The organism is Exiguobacterium sp. s193 (assembly GCF_018618755.1).
Classification (GTDB): domain Bacteria; phylum Bacillota; class Bacilli; order Exiguobacteriales; family Exiguobacteriaceae; genus Exiguobacterium_A.
Genome location: NZ_JACSMR010000002.1, coordinates 341,525 through 363,566, shown reverse-complemented (window position 1 = coordinate 363,566; position 22,042 = coordinate 341,525). Strand labels below are relative to the sequence as shown.

Below are 22,042 nucleotides of genomic sequence, written 5' to 3'. Positions count from 1 at the left end.
CCCCTCGATGCGTTACTCGTTTGCTTTTTTTATCATTTCTTCTAACTTCGCTTGATCAATTTCACCTTCATACTTTTCAACGACTTCACCCTGTTTATTGATGATGAATGTCACAGGTAAATTATAGATGCCATACGCTTTTTCGACGGAACTGTTCGTATCCATCAAGACCGGATAATCCGTTCCACCGATGTCTTTGATGAAACTCGAGACGCGGACTGGTGTCTCACCGACGTTGACCGCAACAAAATTGACGCCTTTGTCTTGCATCATACTGTAATTATCGTTAATCAACGGCATCTCTTTTTTACACGGTTCACAAAACGTTCCCCAAAAATTCAGCAATAGACCTTTGCCTTTATATTCGTCCAATGAATGTTGTTTCTCACCATACAAGTCGACGAGTGCAAAATCTGGTGCATCGTCTCCCGCCATGACACGACCATTTTTATCGCGTGTCGCTTGATCGACGAACTGCATGATAACGACTGCCCCAGCAAACAGAACGATCGTCATGATCATCAGTCGCCAGAATGAACGCTTTTTCTTATTTTGTTTCGCCGCTGCCAGCCGTTCTTCCGGGTTTTGATTCTTTTTTTTCATGTTATACCGCCTCCACCCATATTGTACTTGAAATCGCTTAAATGTTGAGACTATGTGAAATACGTTAATCGTTTTGTCACAAAAAAAGAAAACTCAACCGATTAGGTGAGCTTTCCGCTTTACAAATTAACGTTTTTTTGTGTTCTTACGTCTTTTCGTAGGTGGCGCGACAGGATCCGCAAGCTCACGCAATTGATTGACTTCTTTTTTTGAAAGTTCACGCCAGTCTCCTGAAGTAAGCCCTGCTAACGTCAAGAATCCAAACTGTTCCCGCTTCAACTTGATGACTTCTGCCCCAAGCGTTTCGACCATTTGACGGACTTGACGGTTATGCCCTTCATAGATGACCATTTCAAGAATCGCCGTATTCTTTTTCTTATCGACGTCACGCATTTCAACCCGTGCTTTCCCTGTCTTGAATCCGTCCGGTAAGACGACACCTTTTTCAAGACCTTTGACGTGGTAATAATCCGGCACACCTTTAATTTTGACGATGTAGCGTTTTGGGACTTTAAATTTCGGGTGCAGCAAGAGGTTTGAAAATTCACCATCATTCGTCAATAAGAGTAATCCACTCGTGTTGTAATCAAGACGTCCGACTGGGAAGACTCGGTGTCCGGGTGGGACAAGCTCAACAACTGTTTTGCGCCCTTTATCATCTTCAACTGTCGAAACGACACCCGTTGGTTTGTACAACATGTAGTAGACGTGTTCTTCCCGTTCGAGCTTGACGCCATCGACTTCAACCTCAGCACGTCCGCCGACTTTCGTCCCAAGCTCCGTGATGACTTTTCCGTTGACCTTGACGCGACCTTCTGTAATTAATTCTTCTGCTTTGCGTCGTGATGCGACACCAGCTTGTGCGATAACTTTTTGTAGACGTTCCATTAATTTATTCTCTCCTCTAATGACGGTTCATTTCTAAAAAATAGATCGCCGTCCGCTTCGAACGTTTCTTCAAATTCGAGCGGTGGTAATTCCTCGATGCTATTGAGACCGAAATGGTCTAAGAAATGATCCGTCGTTTTATACAATTTAGCACGCCCGACACCTTTTGCGCGTCCGGCTTCTTCAATCAATCCTTTTGCACTCAGCGTGTGGATGACACGTTCCGTCTTGACACCACGAATGACTTCAATGTCTGCACGCGTGACGGGCTGTTTATAGGCGATGATGACCAGTGTCTCCATCGCAGCGCGCGATAAGCTGTCTTCTGCGAGCGACCCTGCATAGGCTTGAATGTATGGTGACATGTCTTTTCGTGTCACCATCTTAAAGACGCCGCCCGATTCAACGATCTGGAGTACACGCCCTTCCGATTCAAACAGATGCTGGAGCGCATGTAGCTGTTCACGCGCCGCTGCTTCACTGATTTCAAGCACTTGGCTCAGGCCACGTGGATCGATGCCGTCGTCTCCGACGACAAACAACAGACTTTCAATGATTCGGTCATACGCCAATCGGATTCTCCTCCTTTGCCAAGCTCCGTAATAAGATATCATCATTCATCTGTTCACAGACGATGACACGCTGTTTGACGAGTTCGAGCACAGCAAGGAAACTGACGACCAGTTCTTCGACGGTCGGTTGTTCGGCAAAGAATCCAAAAAAGGTCGTCCGTTCTTTTGATGTCACGTAGTCAGCTACATGAATCATTTGCTGCTCAAGTGATCGTTCTTCTCGTTTGACTGTCTTCGAGCGTCTGACTTTCCAAGCGACACGTTGCCGCATCTTTTCATAGGCACGTAACAAATCACTGAACGATAATGTTCCATTGTAGTCATTCGCTTCCGTGTCGAGATAGCGTAACAAGTCTTCCGGCTGTTTTGAAAAGAGTTCGAGGCGCGCCTCTTCCTTTTCTTTTAAGACAAGCGCTGCTTCTTTATATGCTTTGTATTCAATCAGTTGCTGAATCAAACCTTCACGTGTCGGTTCCTCTTCAAAATCAGGAACATCATCGAAGTCGGTTTGCTCAACCGGCAATAACTGTTTACTTTTCAGTTGCAAGAGTGTCGCAGCCATGACAAGATATTCACTAGCCACATCGAGTTCAAGATGCTGCATCGCCCGAATATAGGACACATATTGATCCGTCACGATCGAGACGGAAATATCGTAAATATCGATTTCTAGTTTCCCGATCAAGTGTAACAGTAAATCGAGCGGGCCTTCAAACGCATCCATCTTCACACTATATGATTCCATGATTCTCCCTGCCCATCAACGTTTTTTGCGCCTAAGTATACCATACATCGCTAGTGTTCGACTATGCTATATTAAAAGGAAAGGAGGAGTCTTCATGCACCCAATCGAACAATTCGCTTTCGAGTTCAATATACAGGAAGACTACTTTGAATGCCATGAGGTATTAGAAGAACTCTGGCAAGCTGGAGGACGGACGGATGAATCACTTGTCGCCTTGATTCAGCTCGCCGTCGCACGGTACCATCATCGGCGCGGTAACTTGACCGGTGCTTTACGGACTTACCCGAAGGCCTTCCAAAAAATCGAGCGGCACGCCGCGTCACTGACTGCAGCCGGAATCGATGCCGGTCGGCTCATCGAATTAAAAGATACGTTCATGACAAACGATTATCAACGGATTGAGCTCCCAATCGATGACCACTTGGCACGGTGCCTGACAAAGCAGTCACTTGAACCACTTGATCGGCCCTTTTTAGTGGATAAGCACCGCTTGCGGAACCGTCAGGATGTCATCGATGCGCGCCAAGCTGCACTCGTCACCCGTGGAAAATGGAAAAACCGGTCCTAAAACATACGGACCGGTTTTTTTCATTGATTTTTCCACTTTTCAACGAGCCGCATCGTTTCTTCTGTCGTCCCGACGATATCGACGCGCAACATTTTCGCTGCTTCGTCCAGTAACGTGTAGGACATCCGTTCGCCACGGAATGACGGTGATAAAGCGATGTGCTCCAATTCAGCGTGGCCATCCACTAATTGAAAACCGATGACGCCGACGAAATCTTCCTCTTGTTTATAGAGATACAGTTGGCGATCTTCTTCTTGTTCATAGGCTTGAACCGTTTCAAGCAAATACTTCGGATCCTTCACGTCGCACGAAAAAGCAATCAACCCCATCGCGGTCCGCTCATTCAACTTCTTATATTTTACTAGCATCTGATTCTACACCTTCCTAATTTCAACAACTCTCAGAACAACGAACGACTGAGACTCATTTATTCTACACCTTCTCACCACGAATTACTTCATTTTTTTGTTTCTGACGGCAAAAAGAAGGAGTGAATCGCTTCACCCCTTACGTTTTATTTTGCTTGCGTCATTTTTCTAATACAGCGATGAATTCACGCATGTAGTCTGGTAAATCGGGTGGTCTCCGACTCGAAATGATATGACCATCGACGACGACCGGCTCATCATGCCAAATTGCTCCGGCATTTGTCATGTCATCTTTAATTCCCGGTGTACTCGTGACGTTGACGCCATTTAAAACTCCTGCTGAAATCAAGACCCATCCCGCGTGGCAAATTTGACCGATCGGCTGTTTTGTTTCATCAAAATGGCGCACCATGTCTAGTACGGCATCAAAGCGGCGCAGTAAGTCCGGTGACCAACCACCCGGGACGAGAATCGCATCATAGTCGCCCGGATTGATATCTGCAAAAGCCGTATCCGAGATGATTGGCACACCGTATTTGCCGATATACTTTTCATTTGCTTTTTCGCCGACGATTTCAACGATCGCCCCTTCTTCACGTAACCGGTGGACCGGGTACCATAACTCTAAATCCTCAAAATCGTTGCTGACGAGTTGAATGACTTTTTTTCCTTGTAAACGCATCATGAAACGCCTCCTGAAATTCTATTTGTTCCTCCGTTACCTGTTCCCTTCGTCCAAAAAACAAAAACTCCTCTTCTAGTTGAAGAGGAGTCAGACACTTATGCTTCTACGCGAATTTCTTTGATGCCTGCGCCTTGCTTCATTTTTTGAGCGTGCTCAAGTCCTGAAGTGACTTGTCCGAAGACCGTATGGACACCATCAAGGTGTGGTTGTGGCTCGTGAACGACGAAGAACTGGCTCGAACCTGTGTTGCGACCAGCGTGCGCCATCGAGAGTGAACCTGCTTTGTGTTTGTGCGGGTATGAAGTCGATGTTTCACATGGGATTGTTTTCCCAGAACCACCTGTACCGTTCCCGATTGGGCAGCCGCCTTGTGAGACGAAGCCCGGGATGACACGGTGGAAGTTCAATCCATCGTAAAAGTTCGAGTTCGCAAGGTTCTCGAAGTTTTCTGTCGTGATCGGTGCATCGTCGTTAAACAATTCAAATTCAATTTTATTTCCGTCTTCTAATAAGATATATCCAGTTTTTTGCATCGTATACCAACCTTTCGCGCTTTTCAGCTAATGGTGTTCGTCACAAGCAACTTGTGACTCCATGGAACAGTGTACCAAATTTTTTCGGAAAACGCAGGTTTTTTACTCATTCCACTGCGGATTCGAGGATTTCGAGCACAACCGTTTCACCTGCAGTGACCGATGCCTGAATGCCGTTTGGTAATGGGAAGACCGGATCGGTATGCCCGAAGTCGGCGTTAAGCACAATCGGGAAATCGTAGCCGCGGGTTGCCCGCAGGATGATATCTTTCAGCGGGAAGTCCGGATCAAACTCAACTTTCCCGTGAAAACGTCCGACAACAATCGCGGAAATCTTTTCATATGCCCCGAGATGACGGAGTTGTGTAAAGTACCGGTCGATCGTCTCCGGCGTCTCACTTTCGTCATCTTCAAGCATCAGGACAGCCCCTTCAAGCGATGGCATGTACGGTGTCCCGGCAAGTAACAGCAGCGTCCCGAGATTGCCGGCAATGATTGGACCCGTTCCCGTACCTGCGCGGGCGACGAGATATCCGTCATTGACGACATGCGTCCGTCTCCGGTCATCATTGACGTCCCAGCGCAAACCTTCATCCGTCCATTCGTCGGATGCTTCGATTTGACCAATCGGTTCCGTCTGCATCAACGTTTTTTCAAACCACTTTTTTGTATACGCATCAAGACCATGCAGTTGACCAAATTGAGGTAAGATGGCTGGCCCGACGAATGTCGTCAAACCGGTTTTCGTATGAATCCCGGACAGAAGAGCCGTAATGTCGCTGTAGCCCATAAAGATTTTCGGATTGTTGCGGATTAAATCGTAATCGAGTTCATCGAGCAACTGATGTGAGTTGAAACCACCGATTGTCGTAATGATTGCTTTGACGTCTGGATTTTGAAACGCCATATGTAAGTCTTGCACCCGTTCGCCGATCGTTCCTGCCGTGTGGCTATGGATTGCCGTTGTGTTCGGCATCACGATGACATTAAAGCCCATCCGTTCTAATGTTTCGATACCGCGTTGCAGGCGACGTGGTACGTAAGCTGCGACCGCTGACGCCGGTGAAAGAATCGCAATCGTATCGCCTTGTTTCAATTGAGTTGGTTTCATGTTTTCTCCCCCTTCACATTTTGGAAAAACCTGACTCTCATCATAACAAAAAAAGTAGCGAATTGGGAAGAAGACCCAACTCACTACTTTAAAGGAGTTAATCGATGACAGCGTGAACGAGCGGACGTGCGACCGGTTTCGTTTCACTGATATGGTATGCGTGATCCATTTTTTCAATCGCTTGATCAAGCGTTTCTTTGTTTGAACGGAGTGTCGCGATGACATCACCGACTTCAACATAATCGCCGACTTTTTTCAGCAACGTGACGCTAGCTGCGTGATCGATGACGTCAGCTTTCGTTGCCCGACCAGCTCCAAGAATCATCGCTGCGACCCCTACTTCATCCGCGATGATTTCAGAGACATATCCTGCTTTTGACGCGACGAAGTCTTTTTGGTATTTCGTCTCAAGCGCTTTAGACATATCGTCGACGAGTGACGCATCGCCACCTTGTGCTGCGATGAATTTTTTGAAGACGTCGAGTGCTGCACCGTTCGCGAGACGTGTCTCGAGATCGGCATAGGCTTCGTCGAACGTCGGGTAGAACTCACCAAGAACAGCCATATGTGAAGCAATCGTCAAGGCGATGACTTTCAAGTCACGGACATCTTTACCTTGTAAGACTTCGATTGCTTCTTTGACTTCATTTGCATTCCCGATTTCGTTACCGAGCGGCTGATCCATGTCCGTGATGACGGCGATCGTCTTCCGGTTGACACTTTTCCCGATCGATACCATCTCCGTCGCGAGTGCTTTCGCGTCCTCGAACGACTTCATGAAAGCACCTGAACCCGTTTTAACGTCAAGGACGATGCTGTCCGCACCGGCTGCGATTTTTTTCGACATGATCGAGCTTGCGATCAACGGAATCGAGTTGACTGTCGCTGTCACGTCACGTAATGCGTAAAGTTTTTTGTCAGCAGGTGTTAAGTTCCCGGTCTGACCGATGATCGCCATCTTGATATCGTTGACTTGACTGACGAACGCTTCTTCAGACAACTCGACATCAAATCCTGGGAAGGCTTCCAGTTTATCAATCGTTCCGCCCGTGTGACCAAGACCGCGGCCGCTCATCTTCGCTACCGGAATTCCGATTGACGCGACGAGTGGTGCGACGATCAGACTGATTTTATCGCCGACTCCGCCTGTTGAGTGTTTGTCGACTTTTTTGCCGTGGATGCGTGATAAGTCGATCACGTCACCTGATTCGACCATCGCCATCGTTAAATCGGCGATTTCACGGTCTGACATCCCTTGATAAAAAATAGCCATCGACATCGCTGACATTTGATAATCCGGAACGTCTCCGTTCGTGAATCCTTCGACCATTGCTTTAATATCGGCTGTTGACAACTCGCCACCGTCTCGTTTCGTTGCAATCAAATCTACCATACGCATAATCTATTTCCTCCTCTAAGGTGTTATTACATTTTTTTGATCGAACCACGGACGAGCGACAGGAAATGTGCCCGGACCCGTTCCGTCGTTTCGATGACTTCATCGTGATGGAGCGGCTGATCTAAGATACCTGCTGCCATGTTCGAGACACATGAAATACCGAGCACACGCATATCTGAATGACGGGCGACGATGACTTCAGGAACCGTTGACATGCCGACGACGTCCCCACCAAGCATTCGAGCCATTTTGACTTCAGCCGGCGTTTCATATGTCGGACCTGTGTTCCCGAAGTAGACACCTTGGCGAACATTGATTCCGAGTTCATCGGCTGTTGCTTGGGCAAGTTTCAGTAATTCTTTATCATACGGTTTCGACATGTCCGGGAAACGCGGTCCCATCTCATCGACGTTCTTACCGATTAACGGATTCGTTCCGAAGAAATTGATGTGATCCGTGATCAACATGAGATCTCCCGGTTCGAATGCTTCGTTACAAGCACCCGCTGCGTTCGTCACGATTAATGTTTCGACGCCAATCGCTTTCATGACACGGACAGGGAATGTGACCATTTCCATCGAGTAGCCTTCATAGAAGTGGAACCGCCCTTGCATTGCGACGACTTGTTTGCCTTCGAGCGTCCCGAAGACGAGTTGTCCCGCATGCCCTTCAACTGTCGAGACAGGGAAGTTCGGGATATCACCGTACGGAATCGCGATTGGATTTTCAATTTCATCAGCGAGGACGCCGAGACCCGATCCGAGGATTAACCCGATTTCCGGTTTCGCCTGCATTTTACTTTCTAAATATGAACGTGTTTCATTCCAGTTGACTGTCATTCAAAATCGCTCCTTTGAAATTAAAGTTCTGTTAAAAAGCTTTTTCCATGTGCCGGCATTTTGACACCGAAGTTCTCTGCGACCGTCGCTCCGAGATCGGCAAATGTCGCACGTGTCCCTAAATTGTTCGCCACTTCACTCTTTTGATACGCAAGAAGAGGAACATACTCACGCGTGTGATCCGTTCCGGCATGAATCGGATCGTTTCCGTGGTCTGCCGTGATGATTAAGAGATCGTCTTCTCGCATCCGCTCGAACACTTCCGGGAGACGGGCATCAAATTCTTCAAGTGCATCCCCGTACCCTTGTGGATCACGGCGATGACCGAACAACGCGTCGAAATCGACGAGATTCAAGAAGCAAAGTCCTGTGAAGTCACGTTCGAGTTGACCAACGAGTTGATCCATCCCATCCATGTTCGATTTCGTACGGATCGCGTCCGTCACGCCTTCACCGTCAAAAATGTCAGCGATTTTCCCGAGTGAGATGACATCGAAGCCCGCTGTCTCAAGTTCATTCATGACAGTCCGGTCAAATGGTTTTAAAGCATAGTCATGACGGTTCGACGTCCGAACCCATGCCCCCTGCTCACCTAGGAACGGACGGGCGATGATGCGACCGAGCATGTATGGATCGTCGCGCGTGATATCACGTGCATATTCACAAATCCGGTACAGTTCTTCGAGTGGGACGACTTCTTCATGCGCTGCGATCTGTAAGACCGAGTCAGCTGATGTATAGACAATCAATGCACCAGTCTCAACGTGTTCTTGACCGAGTTCGTCTAGGATTTCCGTACCGGAAGCCGGTTTGTTTCCAATGATTTTCCGACCCGAAAACGCCTCGAGGCGGTCAATCAAGTCAGCCGGGAACTTTTCGAAGACTCGGAACGGTGTATCGATGCGAAGACCCATGATTTCCCAGTGTCCCGTCATCGTATCTTTACCCGCTGATACCTCTTCCATCTTCCCGTACGAAGCGATTGGGGCTGCGTCAGTCGTGACACCCTTTACTGCTTCAATATGTGCAAGACCAAGCTTCTCTAAATTCGGAACCTTCAAGCCATTCATATGCTCTCCGATATGTCCGAGCGTGTGTGCGCCTAAATCTCCGAATTGTTCCGCATCCGGTGCTTCACCGATCCCAACAGAGTCCATGACGACTAAAAATACCCGTTTGAATTGTTGTGCCATTAGTAGTTCCTCCTATACGTACTGTATTAATCGAATCCCGTTATAATTTTCCCACATTCGGCCTAGACAAAACGTTACATTTGTCTGAAGTCAGACCTTTATACTGTGGAATCATCACGCACGTGGATGATGATTCTTATAGACTTCATGTAACCGCCCTTTATTGACGTGGGTGTACATTTGCGTCGTCGATAAATCGGCATGACCGAGCATTTCTTGGACGACACGTAAATCAGCACCATTTTCAAGCAGATGTGTCGCAAACGAATGCCTAAGCACATGGGGCGTGATTTCTTTTTCGATTCCTGCTTCTTTCGCACGACGTTTAATCATTTTCCAAAATCCTTGGCGTGACAACCGGCTTCCCCGACTATTCAAAAAAACGTAGTCCGTCTGCTGTCCACCTAAACTGTTGCGTGCCAGGTCAAGATAGGTCGTGACACTCTCGATTGCTGTCGTACTGATTGGAATGATCCGTGTCTTGTTCCCTTTTCCGAGGCAGGATAAGTAACCGAGCTCCAGCTGTAAATCGTTTAACGTCAGCTGTAACAATTCACTGACACGCATCCCCGTCCCGTACAGCAATTCAAGCATCGCTGCATCCCGTCTGACGAGCGGATCATTTCCAACGACCGAATCGAGTAACTTGACGACATCCGTCTGACTCCAGACGACCGGCAATTTCTTTTCCGGTTTCGGTAAATCCAGATGACGCGACGGATCACCATCGACTTGACGTTCTTCGACAAGATACTGATGGAATGAACGAATCGAGCTCGTCGCCCGCCTGACAGTCGACCGTGACTTTTGTGCATTCAATAAACTTTCGATATGAAGCACGATATGATGCCGCGTCACGACTTGAAACGAAGATATTCCTGCTTGTTCGAGCGTTACGAGATACTGATTTAAATCATTACGGTAAGCAGCTGCCGTATTGGCCGACATCTGCCGTTCAATGACAAGATAGTTGATAAATGCTTCCAGTTGTTGTCGCACTGAATTCATCCTCTTAGTTAAGAAATCGCTTACTTTCCCATCATATCAAAGGTGTAAACCGTTGTGAAGAGGTCTGACCTATATTTTCAAAAAAGAAAAACCGTCTCTTCTTTCGAAGGACGGTCAGACACTTTGTGTTTGTGTTTGTTCTAACGCTTCACGCGCATGCCGCTCTTGACAAACACGGCATACACCGTGAAACGTCAGGCGGTGATCCTTGATTTTAAAATGAAACCGGGAGACGATTTCTTTTTCGACATCTTCGAGCATATCATCTAAAATCTCTTCGACAGCACCACATTCGATACATACAAGGTGGTGATGCGAATGACTCGCCCCTTCTTGTCGTAAATCGAACCGAGATACGCCGTCTCCAAAATTGACTTTATCGACGACTTCGAGCTCCGTCAACAATTCAAGCGTCCGGTAAACGGTCGCAAGACCAATATTAGAGTTTTTATCTTTCACTAATAAGAACACATTCTCAGCACTGAGGTGATCCGACTCATGTTCAAGCAGGATACGCACAGTCGCTTCACGTTGGGGAGTCAGCTTATATCCTTTACCGCTCAGCTGTTTTTTAATACGTTCAACACGACTTTCCATCATAGCGCCCCCTTAGGTCGAAACTGATGCTTTTATCATAGCTGATTCTCAATAAATTTTCAAATTAAAATGATTATCAACTGAAAATCATTTTAATTAGAATGATTTTAATGTACGGATGTGCCAATGTTGAATCGCCATGATCGTTTTCGCATCAACGATCGTTCCATCCGCTACAAGTTCAAGCGCCCGTTCGAGTGTTAACGTCTGATTCTCAAGAAATTCATCCGCGTCGAGCTGTCGTTCTCCGGCCGTCAAACCAACCGCCTCATAAATATGTACACGTTCACTACAAAAACCGGGTGCCCCGTAAAAATCAAAGACGTGTTTCAATTCATTCGCCGCGTATCCCGTCTCTTCTTTTAGCTCACGTCCCGCACAGTCAATCGGGTTTTCTCCCAGTTCCAGTTTTCCTGCTGGAATCTCAATTGATAATTGTTCGAATGCTTTTCGGTACTGCTCGACGACAATTAAATCCCCTTGCTCGTCAAAAGCGATGATCGCAACGGCTCCATTATGGTAGACCAGTTCGCGGACCGATGTATTCCCATTCGGTAGGCTGACGACATGTTTCTCGACGTTAAAAACTTTTCCTTCATATATTACTTCACGTTCAAGTGTTTTTTCTTCCAAATGAAGCACCTCTTCCTTTTATAATAATCGATTCCCGTGTCACTCTTCCTCTTCAGTATGCCTGTTATTTGATTCCCGATGCAAGTTTGTTTTTTTAGTCGTCAAGAACGAAACAGTTTCGCAACAGGGGGATGGGGAAATAAGTATGCTAAACTGTTCTGTAGTAGCACATATCGAAAGAAATGAGGGATAAAGCATGACACTTGGATTAGGCACAATGACAATCTTGAAACGGGGACAAGAGGAAGCAACAGACATCCTCCGAAAGGCACTCGACGAAGGAATCGTTCATTTTGATACGGCAGACGTCTACGCAAATGGTGCTGTCGAATCATTGATTGGTCAAACTTTTTCGCAAGAAGACCGAAGCCGCATCTTTCTCGCCTCTAAAGGCGGCAACCGGATGAACGCAACGGGGACAGGCTGGACGTGGGACCCGAGTTATGATTACTTAAAACAAGCTTGTCTAGAGAGTCTCAATCGGCTCGAAACATCTTATCTTGATCTCTATTATGTTCATGGCGGAACGATGGAGGATGATCTCGATGCATCGATTCAAGCCGTGAAGGATTTAAAGGCGGAAGGTAAAATCAAAGCCTACGGACTGTCTTCTTTACGCCCAAACGTCATCAAGTACTGGCTCGAACATAGTGAGCTCGATTATTTAATGACCCCTTACTCTTTACTCGATCGACGGATTGAAGCATTGTTGCCTCTCCTAAACGAAAAAAATGTCAAAGTCGTTGCCCGTGGACCGCTTGCAAAAGGGTTATTGACGACAGAAAGCACGTCACGCCTCCAGTCAGTCGATCAGTTCGAACAATATGATAAAGAACAACTCGAGCAGACGTTAACGTTTTTACAAGATTATCCGCTCCCTGCACTTGCCCTTCAAGCAATCGATCAGCAAGTCGCCATCGTCTTACCGGGTGCGTCAAGCGTGTCTCAATTACAAGCGAATTTACAGGCGATGAAAGAACCTGTCACAGCTGAACAAATTCAAATTGTTCGTAAAAAATTACCGGTTCATTCGTATACTGCACATCAATAAGGTTTGAGTTTAAGGAAGCAAGGGAATCCTCTTATTTGTAACGTTAACCCTAGAGGAGGAATTTTATCATGGCACGTATTTTAATCGTTTCAACAAGCGCAGATGACATGAACGGACATGCAACAGGACTTTGGTTCGAAGAGTTTGCTGCACCGTTCAACTTATTCAACGAAGCAGGACATGACGTCACAGTCGTTTCTGTCAAAGGCGGCGACGTCCCAATCGATAAAGCGTCACTCGTCAAAGAAATCTTACCAAAATTCCAAACTGCCCGTAAGGCATTAAAAGATACAGCGTCACTTTCAACAGTTGACCCATCGTCATTCGATGCTGTTTATTTCCCAGGTGGACATGGTGCGGTCGTTGACTTCCCGAACAACCCACAAGTTGCCGGAGCAATCGAAGCAATGGTCAAAAAAGACGGAATCGTCGCATCTGTTTGCCACGGACCTGCAGCTTTCGCTCACGTCATGATCGATGGTAAACCATTCGTCGAAGGTCGCCAAATCAACGGCTTCACAGATGAAGAAGAAAAATCAACAGGTCTTGAAGAGAAAGTTCCATTCTTACTCGAAACAACATTGCGTAATGAAGGTGCAACGTTCTTGACTTCAGACGCAGGTAAAGAATTCGCAGTCATCGATGGTAACGTCATCACAGGTCAAAACCCGGCTTCAAGTGAAGCTGTCGCTAAATTGATTGTCGCTAAACTCGCGACTGTCTAAAATTTTAGTTGATGCTAAGCCCCTCCACTGAACACCAGTGGAGGGGCTTTTTTGCGGATAGACAAACCGGATGCAAGATCTCTTGCATGTGATTCCCCATCTTTTTCGCTCTCTTTCCTTCCTAATCGTTTTGCTGTAGCAATCATTGCGCCACTACAGTAAAGCTGCAGGGTCGCTTCTGTTTGCTTTCCACTAGGAAGCGATTAGATTGGAAATCGAGACTTTTTTAGCTTTCTTTGAACATTAGTGGAGGTGCTCAGGCTGTAAGCAAACTCTTATCAATAGTAAACATGCTAGATCGAAAAAAAAATCAGTTCGCGCTTCCCTGTCTCGCCTCGTCTTCAAAGCGGCAATCGGTCACGCCGCTACAGCGAAGCTGTAAGGTCGCGACCGATTGCTTTTCGCGGTTCTCAAGCGATTCGAGACGACTTACGCTCTAAACCGTCTGCATCTGGATTTCCTCACGGTATTACCTAAAAATCGTCTGTTTTCGTTAACTCCTACAACGAAAACAGACGATTTTATCTCCCGATAATACTTTGTCTACAGTCAAAGCATCTCCACTGAACATCGGTAGAGGTGCTTTTTTGTTCATTTCGAGTCATTGCCCTTCGTCAAGCGCCCGCTGAAGCATCAGCATTTCCCGTTCGACTGCTGCCACCGTACGATCTTCTGTAACGAGCTGTTGCTGTAGCACTTCAAGCTGCCCGTCAAGCTGCTTCCGCTCTTCATCGGTAAACGACTGTTCCAGTACACGTTCTCGTCGATACCAACGCTTCGGAATAATTTTTGGTGCCGGTCCTGTCTCAATCGTCCGTTCGGTTTCATTGAACGCCGTCTGCGCTTCTGCCTGACGCTCTTGAAGCGGTCGAACCTCTTGAGCGAGTACTTTTAGACGTCGCTTAATGAACGGACGTGTTTTTAACGCCAACATGTCTTTTACATCCATCCGTAACACGTGTTCTGCCTGCTGACGTTGCATCTCTTCTTCATGGACGGCTGGTTCGAGAAGTTCCACCCGGTCGCTGTTTTCAGACACTGCCAACATCTCTTCGATTTCACTTATCAACAGCCACGGGGCGTGCCGCATGACGAATTGATCAATTAGCCCTGCATCGACGTAATAGTCACCAACTTCTCCACCTAATGCCAGTTCAGCGACGGCATATGCCGCATGTCTGTCGATGATTTCGTCTGTTTCTTCATCTAACCAGTCTTCGTAATCATTAAATACACTCACCGATTTCTACTCCCTATCTCACTACAATCAAACACTTGCTTGATTTTTTTTGATTTCTTCAATCGCCCAGTCACACCAGTCGAGGTAATTCAACATCATCCGTAAGCCGTATTCACTCGTCAAGGTCTCTCCGAGCGTCGCCCCGTTCTCTAAATGATCGTTTCGCCACACTTGCATCATCTCGACTGCAAATTGATGATGGCGTTTTGATTCTTCGAGATACGCGACGGCTTCATCAGGCGGCAATAAATGCAACAAAGAGACACGCATCAAGTTCTCATCTTTCATCTTCGGCTTAAATTCGCTCGGAGCTCGCAGCCAGGCGACAAGTTCCGTTTGACCTTTATCGGTAATCGAATAAACTTTTTTATCCGGAAGATCTTCCTGGACGATATGCACACTCGACACAAGAGCAGCATCTTCCATTTTTAATAATTCCCGGTAAATTTGTGTGTGGTGTGCCGTCCAAAAATGCGTCATCTGTTTTTTGAACGTCGTACTTAAATCATAACCTGTCGCTTCTCCCTGGGTTAGCAGTCCGAGCAGTGCGAATCGTAATCCCACTGGCTGCACCTTCTTTCATCAATAATATATATTGTTAATTATCTCAAATTACCGGTCATTATGCCACTTTCGACTTTTTTACATAAGAAAAAACTGCAGATTGGCAGTGCCTCCACAGTTTTTCCTCTTATTCCGCTCTTGATTCGATGGCTCGTACGACCATGTCCACGTAGGCAGGCGGATGCGGTACGAACCGGGTCCGGTCAAACCGTTCCCCATCCATGCTTGTGATTCCCGTTGTCTTTACGTCGATCAGTTCTGAAAACATGTCAAACGAAAACGCAACCAGTCGCTTGACCTCCGTCGTCTGCAAACGGTAATCTGTAATAATTTGATTCGATTCGGTCAAAAAAACATGGGTCCGTTCGCGGTCAATGAATCCAGGTAACGTCAATTCTTCCAGGAACACACCGACCGGTTCCAACTGATCAAACGTCCGGATGAGTCCTAATTCCTCTTCCAGTTCACGAACGCCATCAGCAACCGTTTCCCCAGCGAGTAAGTGTCCGGCTGCCGTAATATCCAGACAATCCGGAAAATCTTTTTTTCCAGTCGCCCGTTCTTGAAGTAAAATGATACGTTTTGCACGGTCAATCACGAAACAATGGAACGTTTCGTGCCACAATCCGTCACGATGGACTTGCGCCCGTGACGCGGGATAGAGCGGACGACCAGCTTTATCCGTGACCATCAGTTGTTCGTGTTCACTCATCGTAACACTTTAGACGCTTGATAAAAGCGCTCGCCGACCGTATAGAGTTCCGCAATCAAGAAGACAAGCGCAATCCAGATGATTGCACCCGGAAACAGCAACATCGCCGTCAAGAACAAAAATCCTTCCGTCCGTTCAATGAGACCCGGTTGGTATTGAAACGACTTGAACCCATAATTCTCACTGACTGCACCGATTGCAAGAAACATCGTCATTCCAATCACGAACGATGCGATTAAAAAGAGCATGACGATTTGTGTCTCCGGAAAACGCAGTGCAAGTCCGATTAAGACGGACAGTTCGACGACCCGGTCGAGCACTAAATCAAGAATCGTCCCGATTGGCGTCGTTTTTTCGCGACGGGCCATCGTCCCGTCCACGACATCAAGCATACCGGAAATCCACAATAGTAAAATCGCGATCCCCATCATATCGTTATAAACAAAAAATCCAGTCGCCGCACCGATGATACCGGAAATGATCGTTACTTGGTTCGCCGACAAACCGAGTTTTTTTAACCCGGTCGCTGCTTGGTCAAACAACGGTTGCACGACTTTACGTGCTCGTGTATCTAACATGTTATGCCTCCTTCCTGACGACGTAGACCGTCATCGCTTCAGCAAACCGCTCTGTCGTTTGGACGACAAGCCGTTCACCTGATGCCCGTTCGATCTCATAGAAGCGGACTCCGTATTGAATCAGTTCTTTCGTAATCGTAACACGTTCACTCACTTGATTCGTCGGTCTTAAGACCAACTCGATTTCAGATAACGGCTGCCACGTACCACCCAGTTCAAGCCCGTCACCAAAAAAGGGACTCGCCTCACTCAAGGCGACAGGTCGTCCTTGTTCAATGATTCGTCCCGCCTGCATGACATACACATAATCAGCCATCGCCATCGCCTCTTCCCGGTCGTGGGTGACGAGTAACGTCGTCACCCCCTGTTGCTCCGTCAAACGGCGAATCAACGTCCGCAATTCACGCCGACGCGGCAAATCAAGGCTCGAAAACGGTTCGTCGAGCAACAAAAAATCTGGCTCGCCCGCAAGTGCCCGTGCAAGGCTTGCCCGTTGTTGTTCACCACCGGATAATTGATGAACAAAATCCGCCTCGCGTCCTGCCAAACCAACGCGTTCCAGCCATTTTGCGACACCGTGTTCCTCATTCCCCTTCATGCCCAGGCGAATGTTTTGTCCGACATTGAGATGGGGGAATAAGAGCGGACGCTGAAACAACATCGTCACACCCCGTTTGTTCGGGACACGCTTCGTGACATCCTTCGTCCCGAAATGAATCGTACCATCCGATACTTTTTCAAGACCGGCAATCAAACGCAGTAACGTCGTTTTGCCGCTTCCGCTTGGTCCGACGAGCGCCACACATTGACCTGAAGCAATCGTTAATTCGATGTCCTGTAACACGGTCGTCTTTCCGAAACGCTTCGTCACTTTATTAATTCTTACGTCCATCTAACAACCTCCGTACTATTCGAATCCATAGGGAAAAGAAACCGACTTGTCCCACATGGATCACTAAAGGTAAACCAATTAACCAAATCGTTGCTTCTTTTGCCGCATCTGCCGCATTCCCAGAGTAAAGTGGGAAGACTTCAAGCGCCAACATCCGGACGACACCGCCGCCAATTAAAACGACAAGCGCATATTGGCTGAGCGTGATAACGGTGACAAGTAACGTCACCGATTGTAGCGTCGGCCGCAGTAACGGACCAACCAAAAAGAAAAATCGTTTCCAGCGATTTGCTTCGACGAGGACGGTCTGTTCGAGTAATTGTTCCCCGAGCGCCTGAAACCCATTCGTATACAATCGGACTGTATACGGTAACGTCGGTAATAACAAGACGAGCAGGACACCGAGAAATTGATCCGCAAGTCCTAACCGAATCCATGTTAAATAAAGACCAAATGAGAGCAGTAAGACAGGTAAAAATAACGGTAAACTAATCAATAATTCAGCTATCTGAATGAAGCGTCCTGTTTGAAAGGCAATTGCTTTTCCTGCCGCATAACCAATCAGATGGTTCAACGCCGTGACGGCGACAATCATCAAAAGCGTCGTTCCTAACGTTTCGACGATTCGTGGATTCAGCGTAAAGGTTTCCGGAAAAATCCCGACTAATGGTGCGATAATGAATCCTGTTATACATATCGTGACGAGGCGCCTGTTCATTCGATCCGCCCCTTACTGAGCCGCTCCGTAATTGGTCGGATCCACCAGGTGAAGCCTGCAAGAATCAGCAACAGGCAGACCGTTAAGACGACACTGATTGCAAAGGCCGTCGGTTGTTGCGATAAATCACCTTGTGTATATAAATCGAACACATAGACACCAATCATCTTCGGATACGTCACGCCGAGCAGTGCCGGGACTTCGTAGGCGAATAACACGAACGCAAAGACGATGAAACTTGCTTCAAGTGCCGGGAACAGTAAAAAAATTCCCTTACCGTGCCAAAACCGTCGGATTTTCGATAACCCAAGCAGCTGCCCGAGTTCCTCATAACGATGGTCAAGTCGACGAAAGACGGGTAAGAGATAAAAAAAGATGAACGGTGTCTCTTTATAGATATAGGTCAAGATGAGGCTCAGATGACTTGTTTCATGTGGTCCAATCACAGGGATGTTACTCAAATAGAGAATCGCGAGATAGGCTGCCCCAAGGTGCGGAATGAACAGCGGGAGCGCCAGCACTTGCTCCGCAAGCCCAGTCCGCTGAGTAAAGAACTGTGCTAAACCGAACGCGATTCCGAGTGAGAGTAGTGTGCTGCTAGACGCGACATACAAGCTTAAGGTAAGACTTTCAATCAAGACCGAATCCGTTAAAAGTGACTGGTAATCAGCGATTGTCGTCATCGACACACTGACGAACAGTCCGTAGAGGACCATGCCAGCAATCAAAAAGACGGCGGGAAAGGCATTACCGCGCCACACGTTCCGGCCAATCCTTTCGAATCACCTCGAAGAAGGCAGGATCGAGTTCCGGACGTACTTTTCCTTCAAAGGCATCCGGTGTCGGCGTCGATTTTGCCGCCGGGACATCCGTAAAGGCTTGTTGTTGTGCTACTGTTAGCTTCGTCAAGTCGAGACTCGTCCCGTCCCCCCAGTAGGTTGCGTCATATTTTTTCAACTGCGCGTCTGCCGATAACAATTCGTTGATTGCAACGAGCGCCCCTTTTGGATTCGGTGCGTTAAATGGAACCGATAAGAAGTGGGTCGAAGCAATCGAACCTTCTTCTAAGATGAGCGGACGTGTTTCTTTCGGGAATGTCCCGGAAGCGACTTCTTGCTCGGCCCGGCGTTCATTGAAGCCCATCGTGAAAGCAACATCCCCTTTCGCATACAGTTGATCGAGCTGTGCGAGTGTCTTCGGATAGGTTTTACCTTCTTTCCAAAGATACGGTTTTAAGTCATTCAAGTAGGCCCATGTCTTTTTGAAGTCGCTCTTCGGATTCTTCAGCGTTTCATTTGATTCGACACCATACATGACGTGACGAACAAACGCATTTCCTGTGAAATCCGTTACTTCCGGATAGGTGAATTTTCCTGGATTTGCTTTGACCCAGTCTTTTAACTCGTTTAAGTCCATCGGTGGTTTGGCAACACTGGCTTGATCATAATGGAACGCGAACTGGACTTTTCCCCAAGCTGCTTCGAGTCCTTCCGTCTTCGTCCCACTATCTGAAGCTTGCGCCGCGGCGTCGACTTGTTTGATGTTCGGTAAAACGCGCGCGATATCACCATATAAAAGACCATCTTTTTTAGCATTTCGGAAGTTATCGCCGTTAATCCAGACGACATCAATCACGCCTGTGTCCTTCCCGGCTGTTTTTTCGGCACGTAATTTTTGAATGATGTCCGCTGTTTCAATCGGCACACGTTTCAATGTGATTTGATGCTCTTTTTTCAACTTGGGTGCGACGTATTCGTCGATGTAGGCATTGATTCCGTCATCTCCACCCCACATGTACATCCGAACCGTCGTTTTTTGTGCTTCTTGTTCGATCATCTTATAAGAAGAACCGAGGACATTCTTTTTCTCCGGCATGTCGGATGTCGCGCCGCATCCTGCAAGCAACATTCCTGTCGCGGCAACACCTATCATTTTCTTTAACATTTGTTTCATCCCCACCCTATTATTTTTTATCAAATCCTGATTTACCGAGCCATTCAATCAATCGGGGACAAACGGCATATACCTTCGCTGAAAGTTCCATCCACCACGGTGCATTGACCTCTCGTTTTTGACGCTCGATTGCTCGGACCACCGACTGTGCAAGCGATTCTTTCGATAACAAAATCGAGGCGACATTTTTTTCATACTTACGACTGAGATCAGCGCGAATGAAAAATTCCGTCGCGATTGGTCCTGGATTAACCGTCATCACATGAATTCCTTTTGGTCGCAATTCAAGTCGCAATGCATTTGAGAACTGAAGCAGACTCGCTTTCGTCATGCAGTAGATTGTCGATTTCGGAGTCGGTAGCTTCCCTGCCTGACTCGCGACATTGACAATCATTCCATCCGGACGTAGTAAAGGTAGACACGCTTTCGTCAACCGGACGGGCGTCAAGACATTGATCCGGTGCATCGATTCAATCGTCTCGATCGAGGTATCGTGCAAGAAACTGAATTCTCCGAATCCGGCATTATTAATCAATACATCAATCATGCCATAGTCGGCCTGAATTCGTTCTGCGAGACGCTCCGGTGAATGTTCTAAGTCATAAACGACATAGCGGGCATTCAGCTCCCCGGCTAATCGTTCGAGTCGATCGGCACGACGGGCAATCAAAATCAAATTCGCTCCTTGACGGTTCAAGACGCGCGCTAACGCTTCACCGAGACCGCTTGATGCTCCCGTCAAGACCACCGTTTTATTCATTAGGTTCATCCGCTAACCCCCACCTTTGAATAATAAAGAACCGCGTCTCGTTTTTCGACTGTGATTTGACCACTTGCGACTAAATGATCGAGTCGCGCTTTCATCTCACTCATCACGAGCGGGAACGATTTTTTCAAGCGATTTCCGTATGTCAACCGTGCTAAATCAAACAACGTCTGCTCTCCTGTCAGGTGTTTCAGAAGTTGCTCACCGCGGGCCTTTCGTTGGAGCAACCGTTCTTCAATCAGTGTTGACACGTCATGAATCGGTTCCCCGTGCCCGGTGTAGGCAATCGTGATTCGTTCGCCTTGGAGTTTTTCGAGCGAACGCATGTAAGCAAGGACGGGCCGTTTTATGTCTGAATCATCCCCTGATTGCGGCTGTTCAAGTAATGGATTCGGCTCAATCCGTGCCAGTAAATGGTCGGCTGCGAACAATGTCCCGTCTTGACCGAGAATTCCAATCTGGTCACTCGCATGTCCCGGTAGTTCAATCACGCGGTATGTACCTGCCGCCGTGATTGAATCGCCTTCTTTTAGAACGTGATCAAGTTGTCCTTTTCCGAGCCATTTCAGAGCCGACAGGTAGCTCGGTAGTAATGCCCGTATTTCTTGCGGCACCCCGAACGACATTGCTAAGCGTTGCAAAAAGGCATCGCCACTAGTCAAGAAATCCGTATCTTGTTCTAAATAGGGACGCAGTCGAGCGTGCCCGTAAATTGCAATTCCTTTTTCAGAAAAACGATAGGCCATTCCGGCATGGTCGGCATGGTGATGCGTCACGATTACTTTGTCGAGTTCTCCGACAGACAAGCCGATGTTTCGTAAGCCCTCTTGCATGGCTTGCCAAGCTTCTGCCGTATCGGGTCCACAATCAATTAAAATATGTTCAGTCTCCGTTTTTAGGACGTAACAATTGATATCACCGACTGGAAACGGCGTTGGGATCGGTAGCGTGAAGATTTCATCTTTGCTGTTCACTTGGAATCCCCTCATTTCTCTCACTAGTTTCCTTCATTATAGAGAAAAATGAACCTGAGCCGCAAACTTTGTCTTTCACTCTCTTGCATCCCTTCACTAAAGCATACGTAAACTGTCTACAATTGGA

At 47.3% G+C, this 22,042-nt stretch carries 27 protein-coding genes; 3 read left to right on the top strand and 24 right to left on the bottom strand.

The window, feature by feature from the left end; all coding sequences use genetic code 11:
- Positions 1-12: 12 nt before the first annotated feature.
- The 4 genes from resA to KNQ04_RS05485 all read right to left on the bottom strand — a co-directional run bounded on the left by resA (position 13) and on the right by KNQ04_RS05485 (position 2,808).
- A complete protein-coding gene (resA, locus tag KNQ04_RS05500) occupies positions 13-603 on the bottom strand; it encodes a thiol-disulfide oxidoreductase ResA (protein WP_214847904.1) in 591 nt (196 codons plus the stop codon).
- Between the two features lie 126 nt (positions 604-729).
- Positions 730-1,491: a pseudouridine synthase gene (locus tag KNQ04_RS05495; RefSeq protein WP_214847902.1), complete on the bottom strand. Its 762-nt coding sequence runs from the start codon at positions 1,489-1,491 to the stop codon at positions 730-732.
- Entirely contained in the window at positions 1,491-2,063 is a 573-nt protein-coding gene (scpB, locus tag KNQ04_RS05490; RefSeq protein WP_214847900.1) for an SMC-Scp complex subunit ScpB, read from the bottom strand. Before scpB ends, KNQ04_RS05495 begins: the two co-directional genes overlap by 1 nt.
- Entirely contained in the window at positions 2,053-2,808 is a 756-nt protein-coding gene (locus KNQ04_RS05485) for a segregation/condensation protein A (RefSeq protein ID WP_214847898.1), read from the bottom strand. Before KNQ04_RS05485 ends, scpB begins: the two co-directional genes overlap by 11 nt.
- A gap of 94 nt (positions 2,809-2,902) precedes the next feature.
- Here KNQ04_RS05485 and KNQ04_RS05480 point away from each other — a divergent pair, with 94 nt between their 5' ends.
- Positions 2,903-3,376, top strand: a complete 474-nt coding sequence (locus tag KNQ04_RS05480) for a DUF309 domain-containing protein (protein ID WP_214847896.1) — start codon at positions 2,903-2,905, stop codon at positions 3,374-3,376.
- A 20-nt stretch (positions 3,377-3,396) separates the two neighbouring features.
- Here KNQ04_RS05480 and KNQ04_RS05475 read toward each other — a convergent pair whose 3' ends face one another.
- The 10 genes from KNQ04_RS05475 to KNQ04_RS05430 form a co-directional block, all read right to left on the bottom strand.
- Positions 3,397-3,744 carry a GNAT family N-acetyltransferase gene (locus tag KNQ04_RS05475; RefSeq protein ID WP_214847894.1) on the bottom strand — a complete coding sequence of 116 codons (348 nt, stop codon included), beginning with the start codon at positions 3,742-3,744 and terminating at the stop codon, positions 3,397-3,399.
- A gap of 160 nt (positions 3,745-3,904) precedes the next feature.
- On the bottom strand, positions 3,905-4,426 hold the full coding sequence (locus KNQ04_RS05470) for a type 1 glutamine amidotransferase domain-containing protein (RefSeq protein ID WP_214848075.1): 522 nt from the start codon (positions 4,424-4,426) through the stop codon (positions 3,905-3,907).
- A 98-nt stretch (positions 4,427-4,524) separates the two neighbouring features.
- A complete protein-coding gene (locus KNQ04_RS05465; protein WP_014969984.1) occupies positions 4,525-4,962 on the bottom strand; it encodes a peptidylprolyl isomerase in 438 nt (145 codons plus the stop codon).
- Between the two features lie 106 nt (positions 4,963-5,068).
- Complete coding sequence (locus KNQ04_RS05460) at positions 5,069-6,073, bottom strand: S66 family peptidase (RefSeq protein ID WP_214847892.1); 1,005 nt, start codon at positions 6,071-6,073, stop codon at positions 5,069-5,071.
- 97 nt (positions 6,074-6,170) lie between these two features.
- Positions 6,171-7,472 (bottom strand): pyrimidine-nucleoside phosphorylase, encoded by a 1,302-nt coding sequence (locus KNQ04_RS05455; protein WP_214847890.1) that lies wholly within the window; start codon positions 7,470-7,472, stop codon positions 6,171-6,173.
- Positions 7,473-7,498: 26 nt separating this feature from the next.
- The gene (locus KNQ04_RS05450; RefSeq protein ID WP_214847889.1) at positions 7,499-8,311 is read right to left on the bottom strand and encodes a purine-nucleoside phosphorylase; all 813 of its coding nucleotides are present in this window, start codon (positions 8,309-8,311) and stop codon (positions 7,499-7,501) included.
- A 20-nt stretch (positions 8,312-8,331) separates the two neighbouring features.
- Complete coding sequence (gene deoB / locus KNQ04_RS05445; protein ID WP_214847888.1) at positions 8,332-9,504, bottom strand: phosphopentomutase; 1,173 nt, start codon at positions 9,502-9,504, stop codon at positions 8,332-8,334.
- 114 nt (positions 9,505-9,618) lie between these two features.
- Positions 9,619-10,503 (bottom strand): site-specific tyrosine recombinase XerD, encoded by an 885-nt coding sequence (xerD, locus tag KNQ04_RS05440; protein WP_214847887.1) that lies wholly within the window; start codon positions 10,501-10,503, stop codon positions 9,619-9,621.
- A 123-nt stretch (positions 10,504-10,626) separates the two neighbouring features.
- On the bottom strand, positions 10,627-11,109 hold the full coding sequence (gene fur, locus KNQ04_RS05435; RefSeq protein WP_214847886.1) for a ferric iron uptake transcriptional regulator: 483 nt from the start codon (positions 11,107-11,109) through the stop codon (positions 10,627-10,629).
- Positions 11,110-11,205: 96 nt separating this feature from the next.
- Positions 11,206-11,742, bottom strand: coding sequence for an NUDIX domain-containing protein (locus KNQ04_RS05430; RefSeq protein WP_214847885.1), 537 nt, complete (start codon positions 11,740-11,742; stop codon positions 11,206-11,208).
- Positions 11,743-11,938: 196 nt separating this feature from the next.
- On the opposite strand from KNQ04_RS05430, the gene KNQ04_RS05425 reads away from it, so the two are divergent.
- Together KNQ04_RS05425 and KNQ04_RS05420 are read left to right on the top strand one after the other, a co-directional pair.
- A complete protein-coding gene (locus KNQ04_RS05425; protein WP_214847884.1) occupies positions 11,939-12,793 on the top strand; it encodes an aldo/keto reductase in 855 nt (284 codons plus the stop codon).
- Between the two features lie 68 nt (positions 12,794-12,861).
- Positions 12,862-13,518: a type 1 glutamine amidotransferase domain-containing protein gene (locus KNQ04_RS05420; RefSeq protein WP_214847882.1), complete on the top strand. Its 657-nt coding sequence runs from the start codon at positions 12,862-12,864 to the stop codon at positions 13,516-13,518.
- 601 nt (positions 13,519-14,119) lie between these two features.
- Here the strand turns inward: KNQ04_RS05420 and KNQ04_RS05415 are convergent.
- The 10 genes from KNQ04_RS05415 to KNQ04_RS05370 all read right to left on the bottom strand — a co-directional run bounded on the left by KNQ04_RS05415 (position 14,120) and on the right by KNQ04_RS05370 (position 21,915).
- Positions 14,120-14,758 (bottom strand): hypothetical protein, encoded by a 639-nt coding sequence (locus KNQ04_RS05415; RefSeq protein WP_214847880.1) that lies wholly within the window; start codon positions 14,756-14,758, stop codon positions 14,120-14,122.
- Positions 14,759-14,785: 27 nt separating this feature from the next.
- Positions 14,786-15,322, bottom strand: a complete 537-nt coding sequence (locus tag KNQ04_RS05410; RefSeq protein ID WP_214847879.1) for a PadR family transcriptional regulator — start codon at positions 15,320-15,322, stop codon at positions 14,786-14,788.
- 127 nt (positions 15,323-15,449) lie between these two features.
- Positions 15,450-16,034, bottom strand: coding sequence for an NUDIX hydrolase (locus KNQ04_RS05405; protein WP_214847877.1), 585 nt, complete (start codon positions 16,032-16,034; stop codon positions 15,450-15,452).
- Entirely contained in the window at positions 16,031-16,612 is a 582-nt protein-coding gene (locus tag KNQ04_RS05400) for a CDP-alcohol phosphatidyltransferase family protein (RefSeq protein ID WP_214847875.1), read from the bottom strand. Before KNQ04_RS05400 ends, KNQ04_RS05405 begins: the two co-directional genes overlap by 4 nt.
- 1 nt (position 16,613) lies before the next feature.
- Complete coding sequence (locus tag KNQ04_RS05395) at positions 16,614-17,504, bottom strand: ABC transporter ATP-binding protein (protein ID WP_214847873.1); 891 nt, start codon at positions 17,502-17,504, stop codon at positions 16,614-16,616.
- Positions 17,488-18,222 carry an ABC transporter permease subunit gene (locus KNQ04_RS05390; protein ID WP_214847871.1) on the bottom strand — a complete coding sequence of 245 codons (735 nt, stop codon included), beginning with the start codon at positions 18,220-18,222 and terminating at the stop codon, positions 17,488-17,490. The genes KNQ04_RS05395 and KNQ04_RS05390 overlap by 17 nt, the downstream gene beginning before the upstream one ends.
- Positions 18,219-18,983 carry an ABC transporter permease gene (locus KNQ04_RS05385; RefSeq protein WP_214847870.1) on the bottom strand — a complete coding sequence of 255 codons (765 nt, stop codon included), beginning with the start codon at positions 18,981-18,983 and terminating at the stop codon, positions 18,219-18,221. The genes KNQ04_RS05390 and KNQ04_RS05385 overlap by 4 nt, the downstream gene beginning before the upstream one ends.
- Positions 18,970-20,166: an ABC transporter substrate-binding protein gene (locus KNQ04_RS05380; protein ID WP_214847869.1), complete on the bottom strand. Its 1,197-nt coding sequence runs from the start codon at positions 20,164-20,166 to the stop codon at positions 18,970-18,972. Before KNQ04_RS05380 ends, KNQ04_RS05385 begins: the two co-directional genes overlap by 14 nt.
- A 19-nt stretch (positions 20,167-20,185) precedes the next feature.
- Complete coding sequence (locus KNQ04_RS05375) at positions 20,186-20,944, bottom strand: SDR family NAD(P)-dependent oxidoreductase (RefSeq protein ID WP_214847868.1); 759 nt, start codon at positions 20,942-20,944, stop codon at positions 20,186-20,188.
- Positions 20,941-21,915 (bottom strand): MBL fold metallo-hydrolase, encoded by a 975-nt coding sequence (locus KNQ04_RS05370; protein WP_214847867.1) that lies wholly within the window; start codon positions 21,913-21,915, stop codon positions 20,941-20,943. Before KNQ04_RS05370 ends, KNQ04_RS05375 begins: the two co-directional genes overlap by 4 nt.
- Positions 21,916-22,042: the final 127 nt, after the last annotated feature.

Bases quoted from the DNA above. Each gene is read 5' to 3' on its own strand.
- resA (WP_214847904.1), bottom strand. From the start codon at position 603: ATGAAAAAAAAGAATCAAAACCCGGAAGAACGGCTGGCAGCGGCGAAA.
- KNQ04_RS05495 (WP_214847902.1), bottom strand. From the start codon at position 1,491: ATGGAACGTCTACAAAAAGTTATCGCACAAGCTGGTGTCGCATCACGA.
- KNQ04_RS05485 (WP_214847898.1), bottom strand. From the start codon at position 2,808: ATGGAATCATATAGTGTGAAGATGGATGCGTTTGAAGGCCCGCTCGAT.
- KNQ04_RS05480 (WP_214847896.1), top strand. From the start codon at position 2,903: ATGCACCCAATCGAACAATTCGCTTTCGAGTTCAATATACAGGAAGAC.
- KNQ04_RS05475 (WP_214847894.1), bottom strand. From the start codon at position 3,744: ATGCTAGTAAAATATAAGAAGTTGAATGAGCGGACCGCGATGGGGTTG.
- KNQ04_RS05470 (WP_214848075.1), bottom strand. From the start codon at position 4,426: ATGCGTTTACAAGGAAAAAAAGTCATTCAACTCGTCAGCAACGATTTT.
- KNQ04_RS05465 (WP_014969984.1), bottom strand. From the start codon at position 4,962: ATGCAAAAAACTGGATATATCTTATTAGAAGACGGAAATAAAATTGAA.
- KNQ04_RS05460 (WP_214847892.1), bottom strand. From the start codon at position 6,073: ATGAAACCAACTCAATTGAAACAAGGCGATACGATTGCGATTCTTTCA.
- KNQ04_RS05455 (WP_214847890.1), bottom strand. From the start codon at position 7,472: ATGCGTATGGTAGATTTGATTGCAACGAAACGAGACGGTGGCGAGTTG.
- KNQ04_RS05450 (WP_214847889.1), bottom strand. From the start codon at position 8,311: ATGACAGTCAACTGGAATGAAACACGTTCATATTTAGAAAGTAAAATG.
- deoB (WP_214847888.1), bottom strand. From the start codon at position 9,504: ATGGCACAACAATTCAAACGGGTATTTTTAGTCGTCATGGACTCTGTT.
- fur (WP_214847886.1), bottom strand. From the start codon at position 11,109: ATGGAAAGTCGTGTTGAACGTATTAAAAAACAGCTGAGCGGTAAAGGA.
- KNQ04_RS05425 (WP_214847884.1), top strand. From the start codon at position 11,939: ATGACACTTGGATTAGGCACAATGACAATCTTGAAACGGGGACAAGAG.
- KNQ04_RS05420 (WP_214847882.1), top strand. From the start codon at position 12,862: ATGGCACGTATTTTAATCGTTTCAACAAGCGCAGATGACATGAACGGA.
- KNQ04_RS05405 (WP_214847877.1), bottom strand. From the start codon at position 16,034: ATGAGTGAACACGAACAACTGATGGTCACGGATAAAGCTGGTCGTCCG.
- KNQ04_RS05400 (WP_214847875.1), bottom strand. From the start codon at position 16,612: ATGTTAGATACACGAGCACGTAAAGTCGTGCAACCGTTGTTTGACCAA.
- KNQ04_RS05395 (WP_214847873.1), bottom strand. From the start codon at position 17,504: ATGGACGTAAGAATTAATAAAGTGACGAAGCGTTTCGGAAAGACGACC.
- KNQ04_RS05390 (WP_214847871.1), bottom strand. From the start codon at position 18,222: ATGAACAGGCGCCTCGTCACGATATGTATAACAGGATTCATTATCGCA.
- KNQ04_RS05380 (WP_214847869.1), bottom strand. From the start codon at position 20,166: ATGTTAAAGAAAATGATAGGTGTTGCCGCGACAGGAATGTTGCTTGCA.
- KNQ04_RS05375 (WP_214847868.1), bottom strand. From the start codon at position 20,944: ATGAACCTAATGAATAAAACGGTGGTCTTGACGGGAGCATCAAGCGGT.